The sequence below is a fragment of the Rhodococcoides corynebacterioides genome, assembly GCF_019834675.1.
GTDB classification, from domain to species: Bacteria; Actinomycetota; Actinomycetes; order Mycobacteriales; family Mycobacteriaceae; genus Rhodococcoides; species Rhodococcoides corynebacterioides_A.
In genome coordinates this window covers 1-22,755 of record NZ_JABUBU010000008.1, presented here as the reverse complement: position 1 = coordinate 22,755, position 22,755 = coordinate 1, and the positions used below count along the sequence as shown (strand labels likewise).

Here is a 22,755-nt window from a genome sequence, read left to right as displayed (position 1 = left end):
TGTCTGGGGCCCATCGTCTGACCTTCCCGCCAGCCCGCACATTCCCGGCCGGTCGGGGACGAGGTGTGCGGACCTGCCCGGACCCTCTCGCTCCCGCCCGCGCCCCGAGATTTCTGGAGCGCGAACTTCGTGACGACACCTGAGACTGCACCTCCCGCACCCCAACCTCCCGCACCCCGTGCGCGGTCGCCGCGGCCGGCCAAGCGCCGGTCCGAGGGACAGTGGGCACTGGGCTACCGGGAGCCGCTGAACCCCAACGAGCAGAACAAGAAGGACGACAACCCGCTCAACGTGCGGGCCCGCATCGAGAACATCTACTCCAAGCAGGGCTTCGACAGCATCGACAAGAGCGACCTGCGCGGCCGGTTCCGCTGGTGGGGCCTCTACACCCAGCGCGAGCAGGGGTACGACGGCACGTTCACCGGCGACGAGAACATCGACCTCCTCGAGGCGAAGTACTTCATGATGCGCATCCGCTGCGACGCGGGCGCCCTCACCGCACAGCAGCTGCGCACCCTCGGCGAGATCTCCACGGAGTTCGGCCGCGACACCGCCGATCTCTCCGATCGCGAGAACGTCCAGTACCACTGGATCCGCGTCGAGGACGTGCCCGAGATCTGGCGTCGCATCGAGGCGGTCGGATTGAAGACCACCGAGGCGTGCGGCGACTGCCCCCGTGTCGTGCTGGGCTCCCCCCTCGCCGGCGAGTCGCTCGACGAGGTGCTCGATCCCACCCCGGCCATCGACGCGATCGTCGAGCGCTACATCGGCAAGCCCGAGTACTCGAACCTGCCGCGCAAGTTCAAGACCGCCATCTCCGGTCAGCAGGACGTGGTGCACGAGGTGAACGACGTCGCGTTCATCGGCGTGAACCACCCCGAGCACGGCCCGGGCCTCGACCTCTGGGTCGGCGGCGGGCTGTCCACCAACCCCATGCTGGCGCAGCGGCTCGGCGTGTGGGTGCCGCTCGACGAGGTGCCCGACGTGTGGGAGGGCGTGGTCTCGATCTTCCGTGACTACGGCTACCGCCGCCTGCGCAACAAGGCGCGGCTGAAGTTCCTGGTCAAGGACTGGGGCGTCGAGAAGTTCCGGGAGGTTCTCGAGACCGAGTACCTGAAGCGGCCCCTGCTCGACGGGCCTGCGCCGGAGAAGCCGACGCGCCCCGTCGACCACGTCGGTGTGCAGAAGCTGAAGAACGGGCTCAACGCGGTGGGGCTCGCCCCGATCGCCGGTCGTGTCTCCGGCACCGTGCTGCAGAAGGTGGCGGACGCCGCCGAGCGCGCGGGCTCGGACCGCATGCGGTTCACCCCGTACCAGAAACTGATCGTCCTCGACATCGCCGACGAGAAGCTCGAGCAGTTCATCGCCGAGATGGACGCGCTGGGACTGCCCGCGCGACCGTCCGCGTGGCGCCGAAACCTGATGGCGTGCAGTGGAATCGAGTTCTGCAAACTCTCCTTCGCCGAGACCCGGAAGCGGTCGCAGGTGCTGGTGCCGGAGCTCGAGGAGCGGCTGGCGGACATCAACGCGCAGCTCGACGTGCCGATCACCGTGAACATCAACGGCTGCCCCAACAGCTGCGCGCGCTCGCAGGTCGCCGACATCGGGTTCAAGGGCCAGCTGGTCGACGACGGGCAGGGCGGACAGGTGGAGGGGTTCCAGGTCCACCTCGGCGGCAGCCTCGGCTTCGACAGCGCGTTCGGCCGAAAGTTGCGGCAGCACAAGGTCACCAGCGCCGAGCTCGGCGACTACATCGATCGGGTGGTGCGCAATTTCGTCAAGCACCGCACGGAGGGCGAGCGCTTCGCCCAGTGGGCCGTGCGCGCGGACGACGCGGATCTGCAGTGACGCGCGTCGGGATGCACCACTCCACCACCTCCTCGCGAAAGGGTGTGTCATGAGCGTGGCCACGCACCGCCATCTGTCCGAGCAGCAACTCCGGGAGATCGCCGAGCGCGGCGCCCGCGATCTGGTCGACGCCTCGGCCGAGGATCTGCTCCGGTGGACCGAGGACACGTTCGGCGACGACTACATCGTCGCCTCCAACATGCAGGACGCGGTGCTGGTGCACCTCGCCGCGCAGATCCATCCCGGCGTGGACGTGCTGTTCCTCGAGACCGGCTACCACTTCCCCGAGACCATCGGGACCCGTGACGCGGTCGAGCAGGTCTACGGCGTCAACGTGATCGACGCGGCCACCACCGTGTCGGTCGCCGAGCAGGACCGTCTCGAGGGCAAGGACCTCTTCGCGCGCGACCCGGCCCGCTGCTGCGCACTGCGCAAGGTGGTGCCCCTGAAGCGCGAGCTGGCCAACTACAGCGCCTGGGTCACCGGAATCCGGCGGGTCGAGGCGCCCACGCGCGCCAACGCGCCGCTGGTGTCCTTCGACGAGGCGTTCGGTCTGGTCAAGATCAACCCCATCGCGGCGTGGTCGGACGACGACATGCAGGACTACGTCGACCGCCACGGCATTCTCGTCAATCCCCTGGTGGCGGAGGGCTACCCGTCCATCGGGTGCGCGCCGTGCACCGCCAAGCCCGCGCCGGGCGCGGACCCACGCAGCGGCCGCTGGGCGGGAAGCACCAAGACCGAGTGCGGCCTGCACTCCACCGAGGAAGGAACGCGATGACCGCGGCAGCCGAACGGGTCGTCGACGTCACCCACGTCGACGAGCTCCGCGCTCTCGAAGCGGAGTCCGTCCACATCATCCGCGAGGTCGTCGCCGAGCTCGAACGCCCCGTGCTGCTCTTCTCGGCCGGCAAGGATTCGATCGTGCTGCTCCGCCTGGCGGAGAAGGCGTTCCGGCCGTCGCCGGTGCCGTTCCCGGTCATGCACGTCGACACGGGCCACAACTTCCCGGAGGTCATCGAGTTCCGCGACCGGCGGCTCGCCGAGGCCGGCCATCGTCTGGTGGTCGCGTCGGTGCAGGAGTCCATCGACTCCGGGCGTGTGCGCGAGGTGGGCGGTCCCAGCGGCTCGCGCAACCGCCTGCAGACCCGCACGTTGCTGGATGCGTTGGAAGCCAACAAGTTCGACGCCGCGTTCGGTGGCGCCCGCCGCGACGAGGAGCGCGCTCGTGCCAAGGAACGCGTCCTGAGTTTCCGCGACGAGTTCGGCCAGTGGGACCCCCGCGCCCAGCGGCCGGAACCGTGGTCGCTCTACAACGGCCGCATCAAGCGCGGCGAGCAGGTGCGGGTGTTCCCGCTGAGCAACTGGACCGAACTCGACATCTGGCGCTACATCGAGCTCGAGCAGTTGGAACTGCCGTCCATCTACTTCGCGCACGAGCGCGAGGTCTTCGAGCGCGACGGCATCCTGCTCGCCACCTCGGAGTTCACCTCCCCCACCGAGCACGAGCAGGCTCGCGTCGAGACCGTGCGCTACCGCACGGTGGGCGACCTGACCATCACCGGCGCCGTGCGGTCGCAGGCCACCGACATCGCCGGCGTGATCCGGGAGATCTCCGCCGCCACCGTCTCCGAGCGCGGGGAGACCCGCGCCGACGACCGCACGTCCAGCGCCGCCATGGAAGATCGCAAACGCGAGGGGTACTTCTGATGACCGTCACCGACGTCCGGCCCGGTGCCGACGCCTCCCCCGACTCCGGCGCCGTCGCGCCCCGTCAGCTGCTGCGCATCGCCACCGCGGGCTCCGTCGACGACGGCAAGTCCACGCTGATCGGTCGGTTGCTGCACGACACCGACAGCCTCCCGCTCGATCACCTCGAGTCCGTCACGGACGACGACGGGGTCGCCGACCTCGCCGCGCTGTCGGACGGCCTGCGCGCGGAGCGGGAACAGGGCATCACCATCGATGTCGCGTACCGCTTCTTCTCCACGCCCACCCGCAGCTACGTCCTCGCGGACACGCCGGGCCACGAGCGGTACACCCGCAACATGTTCACCGGCGCCTCCAACGCCAACGTCGCCATCCTGCTGGTCGACGCCCGCGCGGGAGTGCTCCGCCAGACCCGGCGCCACGCCCGCATCGCGACGCTCGTCGGCGTGGACCGGCTCGTGGCCACGGTGAACAAGATGGACATCGTCGACTACGACGAGTCCCGCTTCCGTGCCGTCGAGGCGGAACTGGTCGCTCTCGGCGCCCGTCTGGGTACCGAGATCCTGGTCATCCCCATCGCCGCGAAGCCGGGCGACAACGTCGTCCACCGCTCGGCGGCGATGCCCTGGTACGACGGGCCGACCCTGCTCGAGCATCTCGAGGGCATCGACCTGGTGGCGCCGGCGCCGGTGGCCACCGAGCTGCGCCTGCCTGTGCAGTGGGTCTCGCGGCCCACGGCCGGCGAGCGCCGCCGCTACACCGGCCGCCTGTCCGCCGGCACCCTGCAGGTGGGTGACCCCGTCGTCGCGCTCCCCTCGGGATCGCGCAGCGTCGTCACCGCCCTCGACACCCTCGACGCGGACCGTGACGTGGCGGTCGCGCCGCTCAGCGTCTCGGTCGAACTGGCCGACGACATCGACGTGGCGCGCGGCGACGTGCTGGTCAGCGGACGCGACGGCGCCCACCTGCCCGTGCTCGCTCGCGAGATCGACGCCACGGTCTGTTGGCTCGGCGAGCAGCCCGTCACCGTCGGCGACCGCGTCGCCCTCAAGCACACCACCACCACGGTGCGGGCCACGGTGCAGCGCATCCACTCGCGCCTCGACCCGGAGACCCTCGACGAGTCCCCGAGCCCGACTGCGTTGTCGCTCAACGACATCGCGCGCGTGACCCTGCGGACCAGCGCCGTGGTGGTCACCGACGACTACGTCGACAACCGCGATGCCGGCGCGTTCATCCTGGTCGACGAGCACACCAACGACACGGTCGCGGCCGGCATCGTCGAGGGTGCGCGGGACAGCGCCGGACGCGACGACTCGGGTGCGTGGACCCCGTCCGTGCTGACCGCGGACGATCGTGCCGCCCGCACGGGCCAGCGCGGCGCCGTGCTGCTGGTGGTCGATCCGGTCGACGCCGTCGCCGTCTCCGTGGCCGTCGAGGACGCCCTGACCTCGCGTGGCCGCAATGCGTACGTCCTCGACGGGGCGGCCCTGCGCGGCGCACTCGATCTGCCCCCGGACGACCGCTCCGCCGCCGTGCACCTCGCTCGCGTCGCCCGCCTCGTGGCGGACGCCGGGGTGGTCGCCGTCGTGCCCGTGGGCGCGGCCGACGCGGGCGTGCTCGACGCGGTGCGCGCGGAGATCGACGCCGCGGGGATCGCGCGCCACGAGGTCGCCGACACCGACGCCGCGATCGCGGCTCTGCCGCCCGCATAAGGATGCGGGGCCCGGCCGTCAGGACCGCGTCAGTGCGGTGACGGTCGGGCCCACCGGGCGGGCAGTCTCGGGGAGTGACCTTGCGTGAGACGCTCCCCTCGCTTCTGTCGGACACCGCGGATCGCCGGTGGCCCACCGACGTCCACTACCGACACGGTGCGCTCGTCGCCCGCGGGTCGGACGGCGACCACCTCCTGACGGACCTCTGCGATCGCGCGGGTGATGCCGTCGTCGTCACGACGGTGTCCGGTGCCGTCGTCGCGGTGGTCCGCGTGACGGACGTCGAGCACGACCACGGCCTGCTCCGGGTCGTCACCACCGGCACGCCCAGCGGCGCGCGACCCACCCGTGCGCGCATCGCTTCCCGCCACGCCCTCGCCCGCGCGGTTCCGATGCGCCTCTGCACCGCCGGGGTGTGCCTGTGCCCGGCCGTGGACCTGGCGGCCGACGTCCGCGCCGGCGACGTCCTGGCGCTCGTCTCCACCGCCGGCACCACCGGCACCGCCGGCACCGCCCCGATCGTGGGACCGGCGATCGACCTGAGTGGTCAGGCGGGTTCCGTGCTGCCGGTGGAACCGGCGATGGTAGGGACGCGGGTCGCGCGCACGTACACCGTCTCCCCACTGGTCAGACCCAGCGCCTCGTTGTCGCCGCGAGTGATCTGAGCGAAGAACAGCTCACCCGTCGCGGCGTTGCGCAGCTCCACGCGCACCTCGAAGCCCAGGTGGACGACGCGTTCGACCGTGGCGCGCAACACTCCGGCGCTCTCGGCGGTGCCTTCCGCCTGGGCCCGCGCGAGATCCGGGGTCCGACCGACCCGGATGTCGTGCGGCCGCACCATCTGGCCGTTCACGCGGGAGACGTCCCCGAGGAAGGACATCACGAAGTCGTTGGCCGGGCGGTCGTACAGATCGCGCGGGGTGCCGACCTGCTCGATGCGGCCCGCGTTCATCACGGCGATGCGGTCGGCGACGTCGAGGGCTTCCTGTTGATCGTGGGTGACCAGGACCGTCGTGACATGGACGTCGTCGTGCAGGCGGCGTAGCCACGTCCGCAGATCGGCGCGAACCTTGGCGTCGAGGGCGCCGAAGGGCTCGTCGAGCAGCAACACCCGCGGATCGACGGCCAGCGCGCGGGCGAGCGCCATCCGCTGGCGCTGGCCGCCCGACAGCTGCGCCGGGAAGCGTGTCTGGAAGCCCGTCAGACCGACGATGTCGAGCAGTTGGTCGACCCGGTCGTCGATCTCGGACTTCGGGCGTTTGCGGATCTCCAGACCGAAGGCGACGTTCTTGCGCACGGTGAGGTGCTTGAACGCGGCGTAGTGCTGGAAGACGAACCCGATGTCGCGCTTCTGCGGACTGACGCGGGTCACGTCGTCGCCGGCGATCAGCACCGCGCCGCCGTCGAGTTCCTCGAGCCCGGCGATCGAGCGCAGCAGCGTCGACTTGCCGGACCCCGACGGGCCGAGGAGCGCCGTCAGCGAGCCGGACGGGATGTCCAGGGAGACGTCGTCGAGCGCGACGAAGTCCCCGTACTGCTTGCGGGCGCCTCGAACGGAGATCTCGAGGGCCGGGGAAGGCGGGGCGGCCGCAGAGGCCGGGGACGCCGCGGTGGCCGTGTTCTCCGGGATCGGCGCTGCCGAGTCTGTGCTCACGGTGCTCACTCCTTGGTTCGCTTCCGGTCCAGGACCGTCATCAGCAGCAGGACGACGACGGCGACGGCCATCAGCAGGGTCGACGCGGCGTAGGCGCCGGCCTGGTTGAAGTCCTCGTAACGGGCGTTGACCAGCAGGGTCAACGTCTGCGAGATGCCGGGGAGGTTGGTCGAGACGATGATGACGGCGCCGAACTCGCCGAGGGCGCGGGCCACCGTGAGCACCACGCCGTAGGTCAGGCCCCACCGGATGGCCGGCAGGGTGATGCGCCAGAACGTCTGCCACGACGTCGCGCCGAGTGTGGCGGCGGCCTCTTCCTGCTCCTGCCCGATCTCGTGCAGGACCGGCTCCACCTCGCGGACGACGAACGGCAGGGTCACGAAGATCGTGGCGAGCACCATGCCCGGGAGCGCGAAGATGATCGTGATGCCCCAGCCCGCCAGCGCCCCGAACCAGCCGCCCGCGCCCCACAGCAGGATGAGGGCGACACCGACGATGACCGGCGACACCGCGAACGGCAGATCCACCACGGCGTGCAGGAGCCCCTTGCCGCGGAAGTTGCCGCGGGCCAGGGCGAGCGCGGTGACGATGCCGAACACGACGTTGAGCGGCACGACGATCGCCACGATGAGCAGCGACAGCTGCAGCGCCGACTGCGCCGCGGGCGTGGTGATCAACTGGAAGAACGCGACGACGCCGTTCTCGAACGTGCGGTAGAGAATCGCGGCGAGCGGAAAGACGACGAGGATGCCGAGGTAGAGCAGGGCGACGGTCCGCAGTCCGAGTCGCGTTCCGGTGGCGAGCTTCATCGCGTCGCCTCCCGTCGGGCGAGCCGGTTACCGGACACGCGCAGCACGAAGAGCACCACGAACGCGACGGCGAGCAGCACCACGGAGATGGCGGCCGCGTCCACGGGTTGATCCGTCTCGATCTGCTCGCGGATGAGCTGCGAGGCGATCTGCGTGTCGCCGGGGATGTTGCCGCCGATGAGCACCACCGAGCCGAACTCCCCGAGCGCACGGGAGAACGCCAGCCCCGCCCCCGAGAGCACCGACGGCAGCAGCACGGGAAGCACGACCCGCCGGAAGATCACGAGGTTGCTCGCGCCGAGCGACGCCGCGGCCTCCTCCACCTCCCGGTCCAGTTCGATCAGCACCGGCTGCACCGCCCGCACCACGAAGGGCAGGGTGACGAACGCGAGGGCCACGATCACGCCCCACTTGGTGGCGTTCAGCGTGATGCCGACCGGGCTCATCGGCCCGTACAGGGACAGCAGCACCAGCGACGCCACGATGGTCGGCAGCGCGAACGGCAGGTCGATGAGGGCGTTGACGATGCTCTTTCCGGGGAAGTCGTCGCGGACGAGCACCCAGGCGATGAGCGTTCCCATCACGACGTTGACCACCGTCGCGGCGACCGACACCTGCACCGTGACCCGCAGGGTCGCCAGGGCACGAGGGTCGGTCACCGCGTCCAGGAACGCACCCGGCCCGTCGGACAGCGACCGGCTGAGCACCGCCGCCAACGGGAGCAGAACGATGACGGAGAGCCAGAGCAGGACGGTGCCCAGGGTGAGGCTGCCGCCAGGCAGGCCGGAGGCCGGCCTGCGCGTGGGTCGTGTCGTCGTCGACGGCTCGATGGTGCTCATCGTCAGTTCGAGGCCTTGTAGATCGCGTTGATGGCGCCGTTGTCGCCGAACAGGTCGGCGTCGACGGCGGCCCATCCCCCGAGCTGGTCGATGGTGTACAGCGTGGCGGGCGTCGGGAACTCGTCGGCGAATTCCGCGGCGACGCCGGGGTCGACGGGCCGGAAGCCGGACTCGCCCCAGATGCGCTGTCCCTCCTCGGTGTACAGGAACTCGTTGAGGGCGTTGGCCTGCTCGAGGTTGCTGCTGCCCTCGACGACGGCGACGGGGTTGTCGATGCGGAACGTCTGCTCGGGCACGAAGTGCTCGACGGCCTGACCCTGGCTCTCGAGGAGGAGTGCCTCGTTCTCGTAGCTCAGCAGCACGTCACCCTGACCCTGCAGGAACGCCTCCGAGGCCGAGCGGCCCGAGTCCGGCTGCACGGGGAACCGCTCGACGAGTTGCGTGATGTAGTCGAGTCCCGCCTGACGGTCCTGCCCACCGTTGCTGACCGCCGCGTAGGGCGCGAGCAGGTTCCACTTGGCCGAGCCGGAGCTCAGCGGGCTGGGACTGATGACCTGCACGTCGGGCCGGATCAGGTCCTGCCAGGTACGGATGTTCTTGGGGTTGCCCGGCCGCACGACCATCGAGACGACCGATCCGAACGGCACGCCGCGCGTCGCACCGGCGTTCCAGTCCTCGCTCACCTTGCCCGCCTTGACCAGCCGGGTGACGTCGGGCTCGACGGAGAAGTTGACGATGTCGGCGGGGGCGCCGTCGGCGACCTTGCGCGACTGATTGCCCGACGCGCCGTAGTCGGCGTTGATGGTGACGTTCTCGCCGGACTCGGTGGCGCGGAACGCTTCTCCGATGGCATCCCACCCGTTCTTCGGGACGGCGTAGCCGACGAGGGTCAACGACGGTCCGGAGGTGGTGGCGGCGGATTCGCCCACCGTGTCGGACGAACCGGAGGAGCAGGCGGTGAGCGTGAGGGCCGCCACGGCGGCGGAGACGGTGAACAGACGGACGCGACGAGATCGGAACACGGAAGGGCCTCTCGGGAGCGACACGGTCGGCGCGCCGCACGGCGCGCCCGTGCGATGTGACGGGGAGGGAAGCGGATCGACCGGTGAACGCGCGGGGGCCACGACGGGCCGAGCGCGAATGGTGTCAGCGACAGTCGACGTCGGCGACGGCGAGCATGCCGACAGCGATCAGCGCCAACTCGTGGCGGATCGGTGCGGGCGCGGCGTCGAACACAGCCGGAAATCTAGCAGAGAGGCCCGACACCGCCGCGGTCGACGTGACACAGGCCACGGCGCGCTCCTACCGCGTCAGGAACCACGCCACCACGACGAGCAGCACCAGCACGATCAACGTCAATGTCACACGGGAGCGGGGCACGCTTCTCACTCTCGACTCTCGGCGGAAACCGGCACGGGGGTACTGGGGCGGTCCTTGCCGACGAGGCGGCGGCGCGCGTCGAAGAGCGCCGACAGGACCACGTCCGCGACGACGGCGACCACCGCGGCAGCCGGCACCACCACCGCCAACACCACGGCGACCTGCGGAACGAACGGAAGGCCGGCGATCCAGAGCTCCACTCCGTCCCACCACGAGGCCACCGCGTTCATGACTCGAGCCTAGCCCCGCCCTGCGCGTCTTCTGGACGCCCGGCCCCCTCGCACCGATGATGTGCTGATGAGCCCGTTCGACGAACAGTCCGCCGTTCCGCGCGTCGCGACGGCCGGGGAGGCGGTGTTCGGCCCGGCGAGTCCGGACGGCGGCGACGAGGGCGGCGCGCTCGACGCGGTCCCGCAGACCACGGCGGGGTGGGCGCCGCACCGGTCGGCGTTCCCCCCGATCGACGACTACGCCTTCCTCTCCGACTGCGAGACGACGTGTCTGATCGCCCGCAACGGATCGGTCGAGTGGATGTGTGTGCCACGGCCGGACTCCCCCAGTGTGTTCGGGGCGATCCTGGACCGCGGGGCGGGGCACTTCCGGATCGGGCCCTACGGCCAGAACGTGCCCGCCGCCCGTCGCTACCTGCCGGGGGGCCTGATCGTCGAGACCACCTGGCAGACCGAGACGGGGTGGCTGATCGTCCGGGACGCGTTGCTGATGGGCCCGTGGCACAACACCGAGGAACGGTCACGCACCCACAAGCGTGCGCCGTCGGACTGGGACGCCGAGCACTGCCTGCTGCGCAGCGTCAAATGCGTGAGCGGCACGGTCGAACTCGAGATGAGCTGCGAGCCCGCCTTCGACTACCACCGCAAGCAGACCGTCTGGGAGTACACCGGCGACGTCTACGAGGAGGCCACCGCCACCGCCCGGCCGGAGGACAGCGATCAGCCGATCCTCAAGCTGACGTCGAATCTGCGCATCGGGATCGAGGGCCGTGAGGCACGCGCGCGGACCCGGATGAGCGAGGGGGACAACGTGTTCGTGGCGCTGTCCTGGTCGACGCTCGAGCCGCCGCGCACCTTCGACGAGGCCGCCGACAAGATGTGGCAGACCGCGGAGTGCTGGCGACAGTGGATCACCATCGGCCGCTTCCCGGACCACCCGTGGCGCGGCTTCCTCCAGCGCAGCGCACTCACCCTCAAGGGCCTGGCGTACGCCCCGACCGGCGCGCTGCTGGCCGCCAGCACCACCTCGCTGCCGGAAACGCCCGGCGGCGCGCGCAACTGGGATTACCGCTACGCGTGGGTCCGCGACTCCACCTTCGCGCTGTGGGGGCTCTACACACTCGGCCTCGACCGAGAGGCGAACGACTTCTTCTCCTTCATCTCCGACGTCACCGGCAACGCCGACGGCGAACCCGTTCCGCTGCAGGTGATGTACGGCATCGGCGGCGAGCGCACCCTGGAGGAGGAGGAACTCCACCACCTCTCGGGATACGACGGCGCCACCCCCGTCCGCATCGGCAACGGCGCGTACAACCAACGCCAACACGACATCTGGGGCACCATGCTCGACTCGGTGTACCTGCACGTGCGCTCACGCGAGCACGTGCCCGAGTCGCTGTGGCCACTGCTGAAACGTCAGGTCGAGGAGGCGAAGAAGCACTGGCGCGAACCCGACCGCGGCATCTGGGAGGTCCGGGGCGAACCCCAGCACTTCACGTCGTCGAAGGTCATGTGCTGGGTCGCCCTCGACCGCGGCGCGAAACTCGCTCTCCTGCACGGGGAACGGGCCTACGCCGAGGAATGGACCGCCGTCGCCGACGAGATCAAGGCCGACATCCTCGAGCACGGCATCGACGACCGCGGCGTCTTCACCCAGCGCTACGGCGACGACTCGCTGGACGCGTCGCTGCTCCTCGTCGTGCTGCTGCGGTTCCTCCCCGCCGACGACGAGCGGGTCCGCAAGACCGTCCTCGCCATCGCCGACGAACTCACCCAGGACGGACTGGTCCTGCGTTACCGCGTCGACACCACCGACGACGGCCTGTCCGGCGAGGAAGGCACCTTCACCATCTGCTCGTTCTGGCTGGTCTCGGCGTTGGTCGAGATCGGAGAACTCCCCCGCGCCAAGCGTCTGTGCGAGCGGCTGCTGGGCTACGCGAGCCCGCTGAAGCTCTACGCCGAGGAGATCGACGCCTCCAGCGGCCGCCACCTGGGCAACTTCCCGCAGGCCTTCACCCACCTCGCCCTCATCAACGCCGTCGTGCACGTCATCCGCGCCGAGGAGGCCGCGCAGTCGGGGCAGTTCCAACCCGCCCACGGCCACTCCTAGCCGGCCTTCCCGCCGTTTCCGACCGGCCTCCGGCCTTCCCGCTGACCCCTCCGACGTTCACGGACGGTGCACCGTCCGTGAACGTCGGAACCGCCCGCGGGAACGGGTGGGGACAGCGCCGGCGACTGTGGACAACCGCGGCTCGACGGCCCGACCGGGTCCCAGCGCAGGCGAAGATCGTGCCGTGACCCTCTACCACCGCCGCACCGGCGACCACACCGATCGGCAGCTGCACGGACTCGTCCGCGACGGCTCGCTGGCGCGGGTGCGGCGCGGCAGCTACACCGACGGCGAACTCTGGCGCAGCGCGTCCGCGGCGGACCGCTACCGCCTCGCGGTCCACGCCGCGATGACCGGCCGCGCACGGGCCGTCGCCAGCCACGACAGCGCGGCCGCACTACTGCGCCTGCCGGTGCTCGGTCCCCGCCGCGATCGGGTGCACGTCACCGTCGACGGCCGTGGCGGCGGGAAGACCACGGCGGCGACGGTCGAACACCGGGTGCCGTTGTCCGAGGTCGACGTGACCGTGGTCGACGGCGTCCGCGTGACCACGCCGGCCCGCACCGCCCTGGACCTCGCGTGTGTCCGACCGGCCGTGCACGGACTGTGCGCTGTCGAGTCGGCGCTCCGGCTCGGCGCCGAGGACGTACCGGGTGTTCTCGAGCGGATGGGTCGCCGCCACGGGATCGAGCTCGCACGCCGCGCGCTGACGCGGGCCAGTCCGCTCACCGAGAGCCTCGGCGAGTCGTTCTCCCGCGCCCTGATCCTCGGCTGGCCCGACATTCCGGAGCCCCGGCTGCAACACACGTTCCACGACGAGCACGGACGGTTCGTGGCCCGCACCGACTTCGACTGGGACGGACGCGTCGTCGGCGAGTTCGACGGTGCCGTGAAGTACGAGAGCGGCGGCCTGACCGTGGTCCAGGAGAAGATCCGGGAGGACGAGCTACGGCGCCTCGGCATTCACGTGGTCCGTTGGACCTGGCCGGACCTGCTGCACCCCGAGCGCCTGCACGCCTTGCTCCTCAAAGCCCTCCGGCCTTCCCGCTGACCCCTCCCGCCTTCACGGACGGTGCACCACCCGCACACGCAGGAACCGCCCGCGGGAAGCTGAATTACTTCTTCGGCTTGTCCGACGCCGCGTCCGAGGACAGCGCGGCCACGAACGCTTCCTGGGGGACGTCCACGCGACCGATGGTCTTCATGCGCTTCTTGCCCTCCTTCTGCTTCTCGAGCAGCTTGCGCTTGCGGCTGATGTCGCCGCCGTAGCACTTGGCCAGCACGTCCTTGCGGATGGCGCGGATGTTCTCGCGGGAGATGATCTTCGACCCGATGGCCGCCTGGATGGGCACCTCGAACTGCTGGCGCGGAATGAGGTCCTTGAGCTTGCCGGTCATCTTGTTGCCGTAGGCCCCGGCGGCATCCTTGTGCACGATGGCACTGAACGCGTCGACGGCCTCGCCCTGCAGCAGGATGTCCACCTTGACCAGGGCCGCGGCCTGCTCGCCGGACTCCTCGTAGTCGAGCGAGGCGTAGCCGCGGGTGCGGGACTTCAGCGAGTCGAAGAAGTCGAAGATGATCTCCGCCATCGGCATCGTGTACCTCATCTCGACGCGGGTCTCGGACAGGTAGTCCATGCCGCCGAGCTCACCGCGGCGGCTCTGGCAGAGCTCCATGATCGACCCGATGAACTCACTGGGCGAGATGATCGTGCACTTGACGATCGGCTCGAAGATGTTGCGCGCCTTGCCTTCCGGCCAGTACGACGGATTGGTGACGACGTGCTCGCTGCCGTCCTCGAGCTCCACGCGGTAGACCACGTTGGGCGAGGTGGAGATCAGGTCGAGACCGAACTCGCGCTCGAGCCGCTCACGCGTGATCTCCATGTGCAGCAGACCCAGGAAGCCGCAGCGGAAGCCGAAGCCGAGCGCCACCGACGTCTCGGGCTCGTAGGTCAGGGCGGCGTCGTTGAGCTGCAGCTTGTCCAGCGCGTCCCGCAGGTTGGGGTAGTCGGACCCGTCCACCGGGTAGAGCCCGGAGTAGACCATCGGACGCGGTTCGCGGTACCCGGTCAGCGGGTCGGTCGCGCCGTGCCGGGCGGTGGTGACGGTGTCACCGACCTTCGACATGCGCACGTCCTTGACGCCCGTGATGAGGTAGCCCACCTCACCGACGCCGAGGCCCGTCGTCGCCTTCGGCTCGGGCGAGACGATGCCCACCTCGAGCAGCTCGTGCGTCGACCCCGTCGACATCATCTTGACCTTCTCGCGGGGCACCACGCGGCCGTCGACGACGCGCACGTAGGTGACGACGCCGCGGTACGTGTCGTAGACGGAGTCGAAGATCATGGCGCGGGCCGGTCCGTCGGCGTCGCCCACCGGGGCGGGCACGCGCTGGACGACGCGGTCGAGCAGCGCCTCGACGCCCTCGCCGGTCTTGCCGGAGACGCGCAGCACGTCGTCGGCCTCGCAGCCGACGATGTGCGCGATCTCGGCGGCGTAGCGGTCCGGGTCGGCGGCGGGCAGGTCGATCTTGTTGAGGACCGGGATGATCTCCAGGTCCTTGTCCAGCGCCAGGTACAGGTTGGCCAGGGTCTGCGCCTCGATGCCCTGCGCGGCGTCGACCAGCAGAACCGCACCCTCGCACGCCTCGAGCGCACGCGAGACCTCGTACGTGAAGTCGACGTGGCCGGGCGTGTCGATGAGGTGCAGCACGTGCTCGGTGTCGCCCACCTTCCACGGCAGACGCACGTTCTGCGCCTTGATGGTGATGCCGCGTTCGCGCTCGATGTCCATGCGGTCGAGGTACTGGGCACGCATGGACCGGTCGTCGATCACGCCCGTGAGCTGCAGCATCCGGTCCGCCAACGTCGACTTGCCGTGGTCGATGTGGGCGATGATGCAGAAGTTACGGATGCGGGCGGGATCCGTGAACGTCGTGTCGGCGAAACTGGCGATGGGAAACTCCTAAGACGAGCGTGATCCGCAGGTGGCGGACGGCGCACTGCCCAGAATATCCGCAGTACGCCCCGCGGCGGACGTCGGTGGTCACCGATGCCCGCCGCGAGCCGACCCGGGCCGGCACGATCAGCGCGACGGCCACGATCATTCGAGGTGAGGGTCCGCATCCCACCGCGCACGGGAGAGTCACCACCGAGGGACTCGGTAATCTGAATCCCATGCCAACGCTGGGACAGATCGGGAAGAAGCTGGGCCGCCTCGCCGTCGCGGAGGGGCCGCGCCTGTTCCGTCAGTTGCAGCGGTCCGGCGCACTCGATCGCGTGCAGGAGCAGATCGCCGCACGACGCGCGGGCACGTCGACGCCCGCTGCTCCGTCCGGGCGACCGGTGACCACCACGTCGGCCCCCACGGCGGCACGGGCGCGGCGAATCGAGTACGCGCCCGCTCTCGACGGCGCCGCCGATCCCGGCGAGATCGTCTGGACGTGGGTCGCCTACGAGGAGGACCCGTCGCAGGGCAAGGACCGGCCGGTCCTCGTCGTCGGTCGAGACGGCGGGACGCTGCTCGGCCTCATGCTCTCGAGCAAGAACCACGACGGCGACCGTGACTGGCTCGCCGTCGGCTCCGGCCCCTGGGACGGGCAGGGCCGACCCAGCTGGCTGCGTCTGGACCGCGTGCTCGACGTGCCCGAGGCCGGCATCCGCCGCGAGGGTGCGATCTTCCCGCGCGAGAAGTTCGACACCGTCGCGGCCCGGTTGAAGTCGGACTTCTCCTGGCACTGACTCCGGTCAGGCGAGCCGGGTGATCTCCACGACCACGTCCAACTCCGTGGAACCGCCCCCGGAGAAGATGCCCTTGAGCGGCGGCACGTCGGCGTAGTCGCGGCCGATGCCCACGGACACGTGTTGTTCGCGCACCGGCACGGCGTTGGTGGGGTCGTAGCCCCACCACGATCCGGTCCAGGCCTCCACCCACGCGTGGGACTGTCCCTCGACGGACTCCCCTACCACCGCGTCGGCCGTGGGATGCAGGTAGCCGGACACGTAGCGCGCCGGGATACCGACGCTCCGGAGCATCAGCAGGGTCAGGTGGGCGTAGTCCTGGCAGACGCCCTTCTTCTCCGCGTACGCCTCGACGGCGGAGGTGTGCACGCCGGTGGTTCCCGGCACGTAGGCCATCTCGGCGTGCACCCACTCGGCGACGGCGGTCACCGCCTCGTAGGGCGTGCGGTCCTTGGCCAATTTCTTCGCGACGGACGCCAACTGGCGGTTGGCGGGCACGTAGGTGCTGGTGCCGAGCAGCTCGTCGAACCGGTCGGTCACCGCGTCCGCGTGGAGGTCTCCCCACTCCGACGGTTCGGCGGGCGGGGTGAAGGCGTCGGTCTCGACCACCGAGGAGCCCACCACCTCGAGCGACGTGTGCGGGGCGTGGAGGTCGAACGCCGTGACCGCGGTGCCCCAGTAGTCCGTGTAGCGGTAGGAGCGCGTCGCCGGATCCGTTTCGACGCGGTTCAGGATGACGTTCTGCCGATTGTCGCTCCGAGGGGTCAACCGCGCCTCGTTGTACGACGACGTCACCGGCGCGTCGTAGTTGTAGCCCGTGGTGTGCACCACGCGCAGTCGCCAGCTCACAGCTCTCCCTCCACCTGCGCGACGTCCGTTCGCGCTCCGGCATCCGTCCACGCCACCCAGGGCGCTGCGTGGAAGTACTGCGTGGAGATCGCGTCACCCACCTCGCTGCACACGGCCTGCAGCGCCATCAGACGATCCTGCAGGTCCTCGAGCAACGCTCCCGGTTGCAGGAACTCGAGTTCGCTCCGCGCCCGGCCGAGCAATCGCTGCGCCTCCGCGGTCGACCCCACGCGGCTGTCCGGGCGGTGGTCGAGCTCGTCGAGCGACGCCTCGGCCTGGCTGAGCGCGTAGAAGATCGAGCGCGGGAACAGTCGGTCGAGCACCATGAACTCCAGCACCCGCTGCGCGTCCAGGGCGCCCCGATAGGTCCGCAGGTAGGTGTCGTGCGCTCCGGCCGACCGCAGCACCGTGACCCACGCCGGCGACGACGGCCGGTCGCCGGCCCGCGCCAGCAGGAGCCGCACGGTCATGTCGACCCGTTCGACGGACCTCCCCAGCAGGAGGAAGCGGTAGCCGTCGTCGCGGCTGAGCGTGGAGTCCGCCAGACCGGCGAACATCGCGGCCCGCTCCTCGATGAAGCTGAAGAACTCGTGCGGCCCGAGTCGCTTCGACGCGCGGATGCGATCGTTCAGGGCGTTGTACGTGGTGTTCAGACACTCCCACATCTCGCTGGACGTGACTTCCCGTGCGCCGCGCGCGTTCTCGCGGGCGCTCGACAGCGAGTCGACGATGGACCCCGTGCCGTTCCGGGAGAACGCGACCAGTTCCGTCAACGACCAGACGTCGAGCCGCTCGGCGGGAAGCTCGAACCCGAGGACGCGCAACAGCACTCGCGACGCGTGGTCGGGATCGACGGTGGCGTCCTCGAGCAGCTGGTGCACCGTGACGTCGAGAATGCGGGCGGTGTCGTCCGCGCGCTCGACGTAGCGCCCGATCCAGTACAGCGATTCCGCGTTGCGTGCCAACATCACTCGGCCCCCGTTCCGGTGTCGGCGATGCGCGCCTGCTGTTGCTGCTGGATCTGCGACGACGTCAGCTCGGGTCCCTGCGGCGCGGTCGGTGACGACGGCGGCTCGCTCACGATCTCCTGCCCGCCGAGTTCCCGCTCTTCCGACGAGGTCCGGCTCGCCAGCACCCAGGTGTCCTTGCTGCCGCCGCCCTGGCTGGAGTTGACCACCAGCGAACCCTCGGGCAGCGCGACGCGGGTCAGACCGCCCGGCAGCACCCAGACGTCGTCGCCGTCGTTCACCGCGAACGGACGCAGGTCGACGTGCCGCGGCGCCAGCTGATCGCCGATCTTGGTGGGCACCGTCGACAGCTGCACCACCGGTTGCGCGATCCACCCGCGCGGGTCGGCCTTGATCTTGCGCGTGATCGTGTTGAGTTCCTTCGCAGTGGCGTCGGGACCGAAGACGATGCCGTACCCACCCGAGCCCTCGACCGGCTTGATGACCAGCTCGTTCACCCGGTCGAGCACTTCCTCGCACTCCTCGGGCAGCCAGCAGCGATAGGTGTCGACGTTCGCCAGCAGCGGCTTCTCGCCCAGGTAGTACTCGATGATGGTCGGCACGTAGGTGTAGGTCAGCTTGTCGTCGCCGACGCCGTTGCCCACCGCACTCGAGATGACGACGTTGCCGGCGCGCGCGGCGTTGACCAGCCCGGCCACCCCCAGCACCGAGTCGGGCCGGAACTGCATCGGGTCCAGGTAGTCGTCGTCGATCCGTCGGTAGATGACGTCGACCTGCCGCTCGCCCTCCGTGGTGCGCATGTAGACGACGTTGTCGCGGCAGAACAGGTCGCGACCCTCGACGAGCTCGACGCCCATCAACCGGGCGAGCAGCGAGTGCTCGAAGTACGCGGAATTGGCGACGCCGGGAGTCAGGACGACGACGGTCGGATCGGCCTCGTTGATCGCCGCCGCCGCGCGCAGGGCGCGGAGCAGGTGGGTCGCGTAGTCACCCACCGCGCGGACGCGGTGGCTCGCGAACAGGTCCGGGAAGACCCGCGCCATGGTGCGGCGGTTCTCCATCACGTAGCTGACGCCCGACGGCGAGCGGAGGTTGTCCTCCAGCACCCGGAACGTGCCCTCGGCGTCGCGCACCAGGTCGATACCGGCGACGTGGATGCGCACGCCGTTGGGCGGCACGATGCCGAACGCCTCGCGGTGGAAGTGCTCGCACGAGGTCACCAGCCGCTTGGGCACCACACCGTCACGCAGGATCTCCTGGTCGCCGTAGATGTCCGCGAGGAACATCTCGAGCGCCTTGACCCGCTGGGTGATGCCGCGCTCGAGCTTGTTCCACTCCGCCGCGGCGATGACACGGGGTACCAGGTCCAACGGGAACGGCCGTTCCTGCCCGGACAGCGAGAACGTGATGCCCTGGTCGACGAAGGCGCGGCCCAGCGCGTCCGAGCGGGCCTCGAGTTCCGCGACGTCCGACGGAGCCAACGCCTTGTGGATGCCCTTGTACGGCCCGCGCAGACCGCCGTCACCATCGAACATCTCGTCGAACGCGAGCCCGTAGCGACCCACGTCGCTGTACCCGCCGAACACCCCGTCCGTCGTCGACGTGCGCGCGGTCGACCGGGACGACCGCGTGGCCGTCTTCTGCGACTGTGACGACTGCGCCGGCTTCGGCGACTGCGGCGACTGCGTGGACTGCGCCGATTTCGGCGACTGCGCCGCCTTCTGCGCGGACTTCGCCGGTTTGTCCGTCGCGGTGGACCGTGGGCTCATGGCGTCATGGTGCCTCGAGAAGTGTGTCCCGGCACGGGGGACACGATGATTGCCCTCCGTCACAGCCGTCTCGGTGGCCACACGCCCCGACGGATTGGGTTCTCCGCGCCGCCGCTGGTAGTCTCGATCGTCGGGCGTGGGCACGTCATTGGTGCCCGCCGCATGCTTAGCACGAGCACAGCACGTCACGGCCGGAGTTGTTCCCCGGAGCCAGCCGTCCCGGACCGAGAAGAAGCGAAGGATATTCCAGCGTGGCCAACATCAAGTCCCAGGTGAAGCGCATTGCGACCAACGAGCGTCAGCGTCTGCGCAACCAGTCGGTGAAGTCGTCGCTGCGCACCGCCGTGCGGTCGTTCCGCGAGGCCGCTGCGGCCGGCGACAAGACCAAGGCCGAGACCCTGCTGCAGTCGACCAGCCGTCAGCTCGACAAGGCGGCCAGCAAGGGCGTCATCCACAAGAACCAGGCCGCCAACAAGAAGTCGGCGCTGTCCCTGGCGTTCAACAAGCTCTGATCCACACCACGGTCCGCTCCCCGCGCGGGGAGTGACGCGCCGCGGTCGTGCCACGCCGATCACCCCGGTTGCCTCTGGGCGACCGGGGTGTCGTGCGTTCTACCGAGCTCCGGCCAGTCCGGCGACGACGCTCACCGCGCGCTCGACCGCGTAGTCCGCATCGGCGGCCTGGCCCTTGACGTCCGCGTTCAGGGTGGCCACCACCTGCAGCGCGGCCGCGATACGTTCCGGGTCCCAGTGCCGTGCCTGCGCCTGGGCCTTCTTCACCTTCCACGGCGGCATGCCGAGTTCCGGTGCCAGGCGGAACGGGTCGCCGCGGCCGGCGGAGCCCACCCGCGCGACCGTGTGCACGGCGTCGGCCAACGCATCGGCGAGCAACACGTGCGGGGCGCCGCCCAGCATGGCCCAGCGCAGCGCCTCGAGCGCCGCGGCCTTCTCCCCCGCCACCGCCTTGTCCGCGATGTCGAAGCCGGTGACCTCCGCGCGGCCCGAGTAGTACCGCTTCACGGCGGCCACGTCGACCTTGCCGCCGGTGTCCGACACCAGCTGCGAACAGGCGGCGGCGAGCTCGCGCAGATCCGAACCGACGGCGTCGACCAGGGCCGCGATCGCGTCCGGCGCCACTCGCACGTCGTGACGGCGGAACTCCCCGCGGACGAAGTCGACGCGGTCCGACGCCTTGGTGAGCTTGGCGCACTCGTGCACCACGGCGCCCGCCTTCTGCAGCACGCCGACCATCGACTTCGCCCGTCCCCCACCGGAATGCAGCACGATCAGCACCACCCCGTCCACGGGCGACGACGCCGCGTCCTGCACCAGCGTGACGGCGTCCTTGCCCGCCTCGGCCGCGGCCTCGAAGATCACGGCCCGGTCCTCGGCGAACAGCGACGGGCTGAGCAGTTCGGCCAGCTCGGCCGTGGTGGTGTCACCCGCCCGGATGGTGTCGACGGGCACGTCCGCGGCCTCTCCGGCCGACCGCCGCAAGGCCGACACGATGGACGAGACCGCCCGCTCGACGAGCAGTTCCTCGTCACCCAGGACGAGATGAAGGGGCTCGGGGCGGGTCGCTGCGGTCACCGGACGATCGTGCCACGGGCGACCGACAGCCCCGACCCCGCGCATCCTGCCGACGCCGGAGCCACCACCACACGGCGATCGCACCGACGGCGGCCGCACCCACCACCAGCGCCCCGACGGTCCCGTCGGACGTGGGAATCACCGCGCCGGGGGCGGATGCACCGACCCGTGCCACCGTGACGAGCCAGGTGAGGGGAAGCCGCGTCACCCCCGCCACCAGGGCGCCGACGTCGACGTCGATCACGGCCAGCAGGGCCGCCGCCGCGCCCACCACCGTGATCGGTCCGACCACGGGTGCCGCGAGCAGGTTCGCCGGCACCGCGTAGAGGCTCGTTCGGCCCGCCATGGCCGCGACGAGCGGAGCGGTCACCAGATGGGCGGCGACCGCGACCACGACGGCGCCCCGCACCGGTGACCGCGTCGGCCGACCGTCCGGGGAGTCGGGGTCGCCGACCCACCAGCGCAGGAGAACGGGTGCCAGCAGCACCAGCGCCGCGGTCGCCGTGACCGACAACGCGAACCCCCACGACACCGCCAGCGCGGGGTCCACCGCCAGCAGCACGATCACGGCGGTGGCGAGCGCCGGCATCGCGTGGCGACGACGTCCCGTCAGCAGCGCGAGCAGGCCGAGCACTCCCATGACCGCCGCCCGCAGCACGCTCGGCGACGGACGGGCGATCACCACGAACGCCACCAGCGCGAGCCCGGCCAGCAGCACCGTCGCCCGCGGACCCAGCGTGCACGCCCGCGCCAGCAGCACCACCGCACCCACGAAGAACGCGAAGTTGGCGCCAGACACCGCCGTCAGATGCGACATCCCGGCCTCGGTGAAATCCTCCTCGACCTCCGGCAGGAGGCCCGAGCGGTCCCCCACCACGATGCCCGGCAGCAGGCCTGCGGCATCCGGTGGCAGTGCCGCGTCCGACGCCGCGTCCAGCGCGCTGCGCACGGCCGTGGCGGCGCGGCCCCACCAGGGCGCCGGCCCGACGGTCGGCGGACCGGTCGGTCGCGCCACCACGGCGACGAGGCCCGGTCGGTCCGGCACGGCCAGGCGAGCGCGGAACGTCACCGGTGTCCCGAACGGCACCCCCGTCCAGTCGGACGCGGCGGCGAACACCGTCAGGGTCGTCGGCCCCACCACGGCGTCGCGGCCCGACGCCAGCCGACTCGCGCGCACCGTCAGGACGACGAGATCCCCACCGACCGAGTCGAGTCGGCGCGGATCCTCGGTGACGACACCGTCGACGGTGACGAACCGCCCGGCCTCGGCGGCGGCGCGGGCGGGCCCGGACGCCACGGCGTCGACCCGGAGTGCCGTCACTCCCGCGAACGCCGCGGTCACCACGAGCGCGGCCACCACCACCGTCCCGACCCCCCGCAGCGAGCCCGCGCGCCGAATCCACAGCCCGCCCCCCAGCACGAGAACGAGGCACCCGACCGCCACGGCCGTGCGCAGCGCGCTGGACGCGGCGTCGGACGCGGCACTGCCACCGGATGCCGCAGGCCTGCTGCCGGGCATCGTGGTGGGGGACCGCTCGGGCCT

At 70.6% G+C, this 22,755-nt stretch carries 21 protein-coding genes; 9 read left to right on the top strand and 12 right to left on the bottom strand.

Annotated elements, in window-relative coordinates; genetic code table 11:
• Positions 1-129: 129 nt before the first annotated feature.
• From HQ603_RS10805 to HQ603_RS10785, 5 genes are all read left to right on the top strand, one after another.
• A complete protein-coding gene (locus tag HQ603_RS10805) occupies positions 130-1,848 on the top strand; it encodes a nitrite/sulfite reductase (protein WP_222684555.1) in 1,719 nt (572 codons plus the stop codon).
• Between the two features lie 49 nt (positions 1,849-1,897).
• On the top strand, positions 1,898-2,629 hold the full coding sequence (locus tag HQ603_RS10800) for a phosphoadenylyl-sulfate reductase (protein WP_222684554.1): 732 nt from the start codon (positions 1,898-1,900) through the stop codon (positions 2,627-2,629).
• Positions 2,626-3,558 (top strand): sulfate adenylyltransferase subunit CysD, encoded by a 933-nt coding sequence (cysD, locus tag HQ603_RS10795; protein WP_068146939.1) that lies wholly within the window; start codon positions 2,626-2,628, stop codon positions 3,556-3,558. The genes HQ603_RS10800 and cysD overlap by 4 nt, the downstream gene beginning before the upstream one ends.
• The gene (locus HQ603_RS10790) at positions 3,558-5,273 is read left to right on the top strand and encodes a sulfate adenylyltransferase subunit 1 (protein ID WP_222684553.1); all 1,716 of its coding nucleotides are present in this window, start codon (positions 3,558-3,560) and stop codon (positions 5,271-5,273) included. The genes cysD and HQ603_RS10790 overlap by 1 nt, the downstream gene beginning before the upstream one ends.
• Before the next feature lie 74 nt (positions 5,274-5,347).
• Complete coding sequence (locus HQ603_RS10785; protein ID WP_222684552.1) at positions 5,348-5,938, top strand: hypothetical protein; 591 nt, start codon at positions 5,348-5,350, stop codon at positions 5,936-5,938.
• Here the strand turns inward: HQ603_RS10785 and HQ603_RS10780 are convergent.
• From HQ603_RS10780 to HQ603_RS10760, 6 genes are all read right to left on the bottom strand, one after another.
• Positions 5,821-6,834: a sulfate/molybdate ABC transporter ATP-binding protein gene (locus HQ603_RS10780; protein ID WP_222684621.1), complete on the bottom strand. Its 1,014-nt coding sequence runs from the start codon at positions 6,832-6,834 to the stop codon at positions 5,821-5,823. The two genes, HQ603_RS10785 and HQ603_RS10780, sit on opposite strands and share 118 nt — an antisense overlap.
• Positions 6,835-6,932: 98 nt before the next feature.
• On the bottom strand, positions 6,933-7,736 hold the full coding sequence (cysW, locus tag HQ603_RS10775; RefSeq protein WP_222684551.1) for a sulfate ABC transporter permease subunit CysW: 804 nt from the start codon (positions 7,734-7,736) through the stop codon (positions 6,933-6,935).
• The gene (cysT, locus tag HQ603_RS10770) at positions 7,733-8,575 is read right to left on the bottom strand and encodes a sulfate ABC transporter permease subunit CysT (protein WP_222684550.1); all 843 of its coding nucleotides are present in this window, start codon (positions 8,573-8,575) and stop codon (positions 7,733-7,735) included. The genes cysW and cysT overlap by 4 nt, the downstream gene beginning before the upstream one ends.
• Positions 8,576-8,577: 2 nt before the next feature.
• Complete coding sequence (locus HQ603_RS10765; protein ID WP_222684549.1) at positions 8,578-9,597, bottom strand: sulfate ABC transporter substrate-binding protein; 1,020 nt, start codon at positions 9,595-9,597, stop codon at positions 8,578-8,580.
• 124 nt (positions 9,598-9,721) lie between these two features.
• On the bottom strand, positions 9,722-9,811 hold the full coding sequence (locus HQ603_RS19250) for an Ms4533A family Cys-rich leader peptide (RefSeq protein ID WP_346243059.1): 90 nt from the start codon (positions 9,809-9,811) through the stop codon (positions 9,722-9,724).
• Between the two features lie 149 nt (positions 9,812-9,960).
• Positions 9,961-10,185, bottom strand: a complete 225-nt coding sequence (locus HQ603_RS10760) for a hypothetical protein (RefSeq protein ID WP_222684548.1) — start codon at positions 10,183-10,185, stop codon at positions 9,961-9,963.
• Positions 10,186-10,309: 124 nt separating this feature from the next.
• On the opposite strand from HQ603_RS10760, the gene HQ603_RS10755 reads away from it, so the two are divergent.
• The gene (locus HQ603_RS10755; RefSeq protein WP_308126467.1) at positions 10,310-12,295 is read left to right on the top strand and encodes a glycoside hydrolase family 15 protein; all 1,986 of its coding nucleotides are present in this window, start codon (positions 10,310-10,312) and stop codon (positions 12,293-12,295) included.
• A 184-nt stretch (positions 12,296-12,479) separates the two neighbouring features.
• Entirely contained in the window at positions 12,480-13,346 is an 867-nt protein-coding gene (locus HQ603_RS10750; protein WP_222684546.1) for a type IV toxin-antitoxin system AbiEi family antitoxin, read from the top strand.
• Between the two features lie 64 nt (positions 13,347-13,410).
• Here HQ603_RS10750 and lepA read toward each other — a convergent pair whose 3' ends face one another.
• Entirely contained in the window at positions 13,411-15,252 is a 1,842-nt protein-coding gene (lepA, locus tag HQ603_RS10745) for a translation elongation factor 4 (RefSeq protein ID WP_222684620.1), read from the bottom strand.
• Between the two features lie 221 nt (positions 15,253-15,473).
• On the opposite strand from lepA, the gene HQ603_RS10740 reads away from it, so the two are divergent.
• Positions 15,474-16,037: a type II toxin-antitoxin system PemK/MazF family toxin gene (locus HQ603_RS10740; RefSeq protein ID WP_222684545.1), complete on the top strand. Its 564-nt coding sequence runs from the start codon at positions 15,474-15,476 to the stop codon at positions 16,035-16,037.
• A 6-nt stretch (positions 16,038-16,043) separates the two neighbouring features.
• Here the strand turns inward: HQ603_RS10740 and HQ603_RS10735 are convergent, their stop codons facing one another.
• From HQ603_RS10735 to HQ603_RS10725, 3 genes are read right to left on the bottom strand one after another with little or no spacing between them, the layout of a single operon-like run.
• Complete coding sequence (locus tag HQ603_RS10735) at positions 16,044-16,886, bottom strand: transglutaminase family protein (protein ID WP_222684544.1); 843 nt, start codon at positions 16,884-16,886, stop codon at positions 16,044-16,046.
• The gene (locus HQ603_RS10730) at positions 16,883-17,854 is read right to left on the bottom strand and encodes an alpha-E domain-containing protein (RefSeq protein WP_222684543.1); all 972 of its coding nucleotides are present in this window, start codon (positions 17,852-17,854) and stop codon (positions 16,883-16,885) included. The genes HQ603_RS10735 and HQ603_RS10730 overlap by 4 nt, the downstream gene beginning before the upstream one ends.
• The gene (locus HQ603_RS10725; protein WP_261773692.1) at positions 17,854-19,389 is read right to left on the bottom strand and encodes a circularly permuted type 2 ATP-grasp protein; all 1,536 of its coding nucleotides are present in this window, start codon (positions 19,387-19,389) and stop codon (positions 17,854-17,856) included. The genes HQ603_RS10730 and HQ603_RS10725 overlap by 1 nt, the downstream gene beginning before the upstream one ends.
• A 485-nt stretch (positions 19,390-19,874) precedes the next feature.
• Between HQ603_RS10725 and rpsT the strand changes: the two genes are divergently transcribed.
• Positions 19,875-20,135 (top strand): 30S ribosomal protein S20, encoded by a 261-nt coding sequence (gene rpsT, locus HQ603_RS10720; protein WP_222684542.1) that lies wholly within the window; start codon positions 19,875-19,877, stop codon positions 20,133-20,135.
• Positions 20,136-20,234: 99 nt separating this feature from the next.
• Here the strand turns inward: rpsT and holA are convergent, their stop codons facing one another.
• Together holA and HQ603_RS10710 are read right to left on the bottom strand one after the other, a co-directional pair.
• A complete protein-coding gene (gene holA, locus HQ603_RS10715) occupies positions 20,235-21,212 on the bottom strand; it encodes a DNA polymerase III subunit delta (RefSeq protein WP_308126458.1) in 978 nt (325 codons plus the stop codon).
• On the bottom strand, positions 21,166-22,755 hold a 1,590-nt coding region (locus tag HQ603_RS10710), incomplete at its 5' end, for a ComEC/Rec2 family competence protein (protein WP_222684540.1). The genes holA and HQ603_RS10710, both read right to left, overlap by 47 nt.

Coding starts and splice junctions, on each gene's coding strand:
- HQ603_RS10800 (WP_222684554.1), top strand. CDS start 1,898: ATGAGCGTGGCCACGCACCGCCATCTGTCCGAGCAGCAACTCCGGGAG.
- cysD (WP_068146939.1), top strand. CDS start 2,626: ATGACCGCGGCAGCCGAACGGGTCGTCGACGTCACCCACGTCGACGAG.
- HQ603_RS10790 (WP_222684553.1), top strand. CDS start 3,558: ATGACCGTCACCGACGTCCGGCCCGGTGCCGACGCCTCCCCCGACTCC.
- cysW (WP_222684551.1), bottom strand. CDS start 7,736: ATGAAGCTCGCCACCGGAACGCGACTCGGACTGCGGACCGTCGCCCTG.
- cysT (WP_222684550.1), bottom strand. CDS start 8,575: ATGAGCACCATCGAGCCGTCGACGACGACACGACCCACGCGCAGGCCG.
- HQ603_RS10760 (WP_222684548.1), bottom strand. CDS start 10,185: ATGAACGCGGTGGCCTCGTGGTGGGACGGAGTGGAGCTCTGGATCGCC.
- HQ603_RS10740 (WP_222684545.1), top strand. CDS start 15,474: ATGCCAACGCTGGGACAGATCGGGAAGAAGCTGGGCCGCCTCGCCGTC.
- HQ603_RS10730 (WP_222684543.1), bottom strand. CDS start 17,854: ATGTTGGCACGCAACGCGGAATCGCTGTACTGGATCGGGCGCTACGTC.
- HQ603_RS10725 (WP_261773692.1), bottom strand. CDS start 19,389: ATGTTCGATGGTGACGGCGGTCTGCGCGGGCCGTACAAGGGCATCCAC.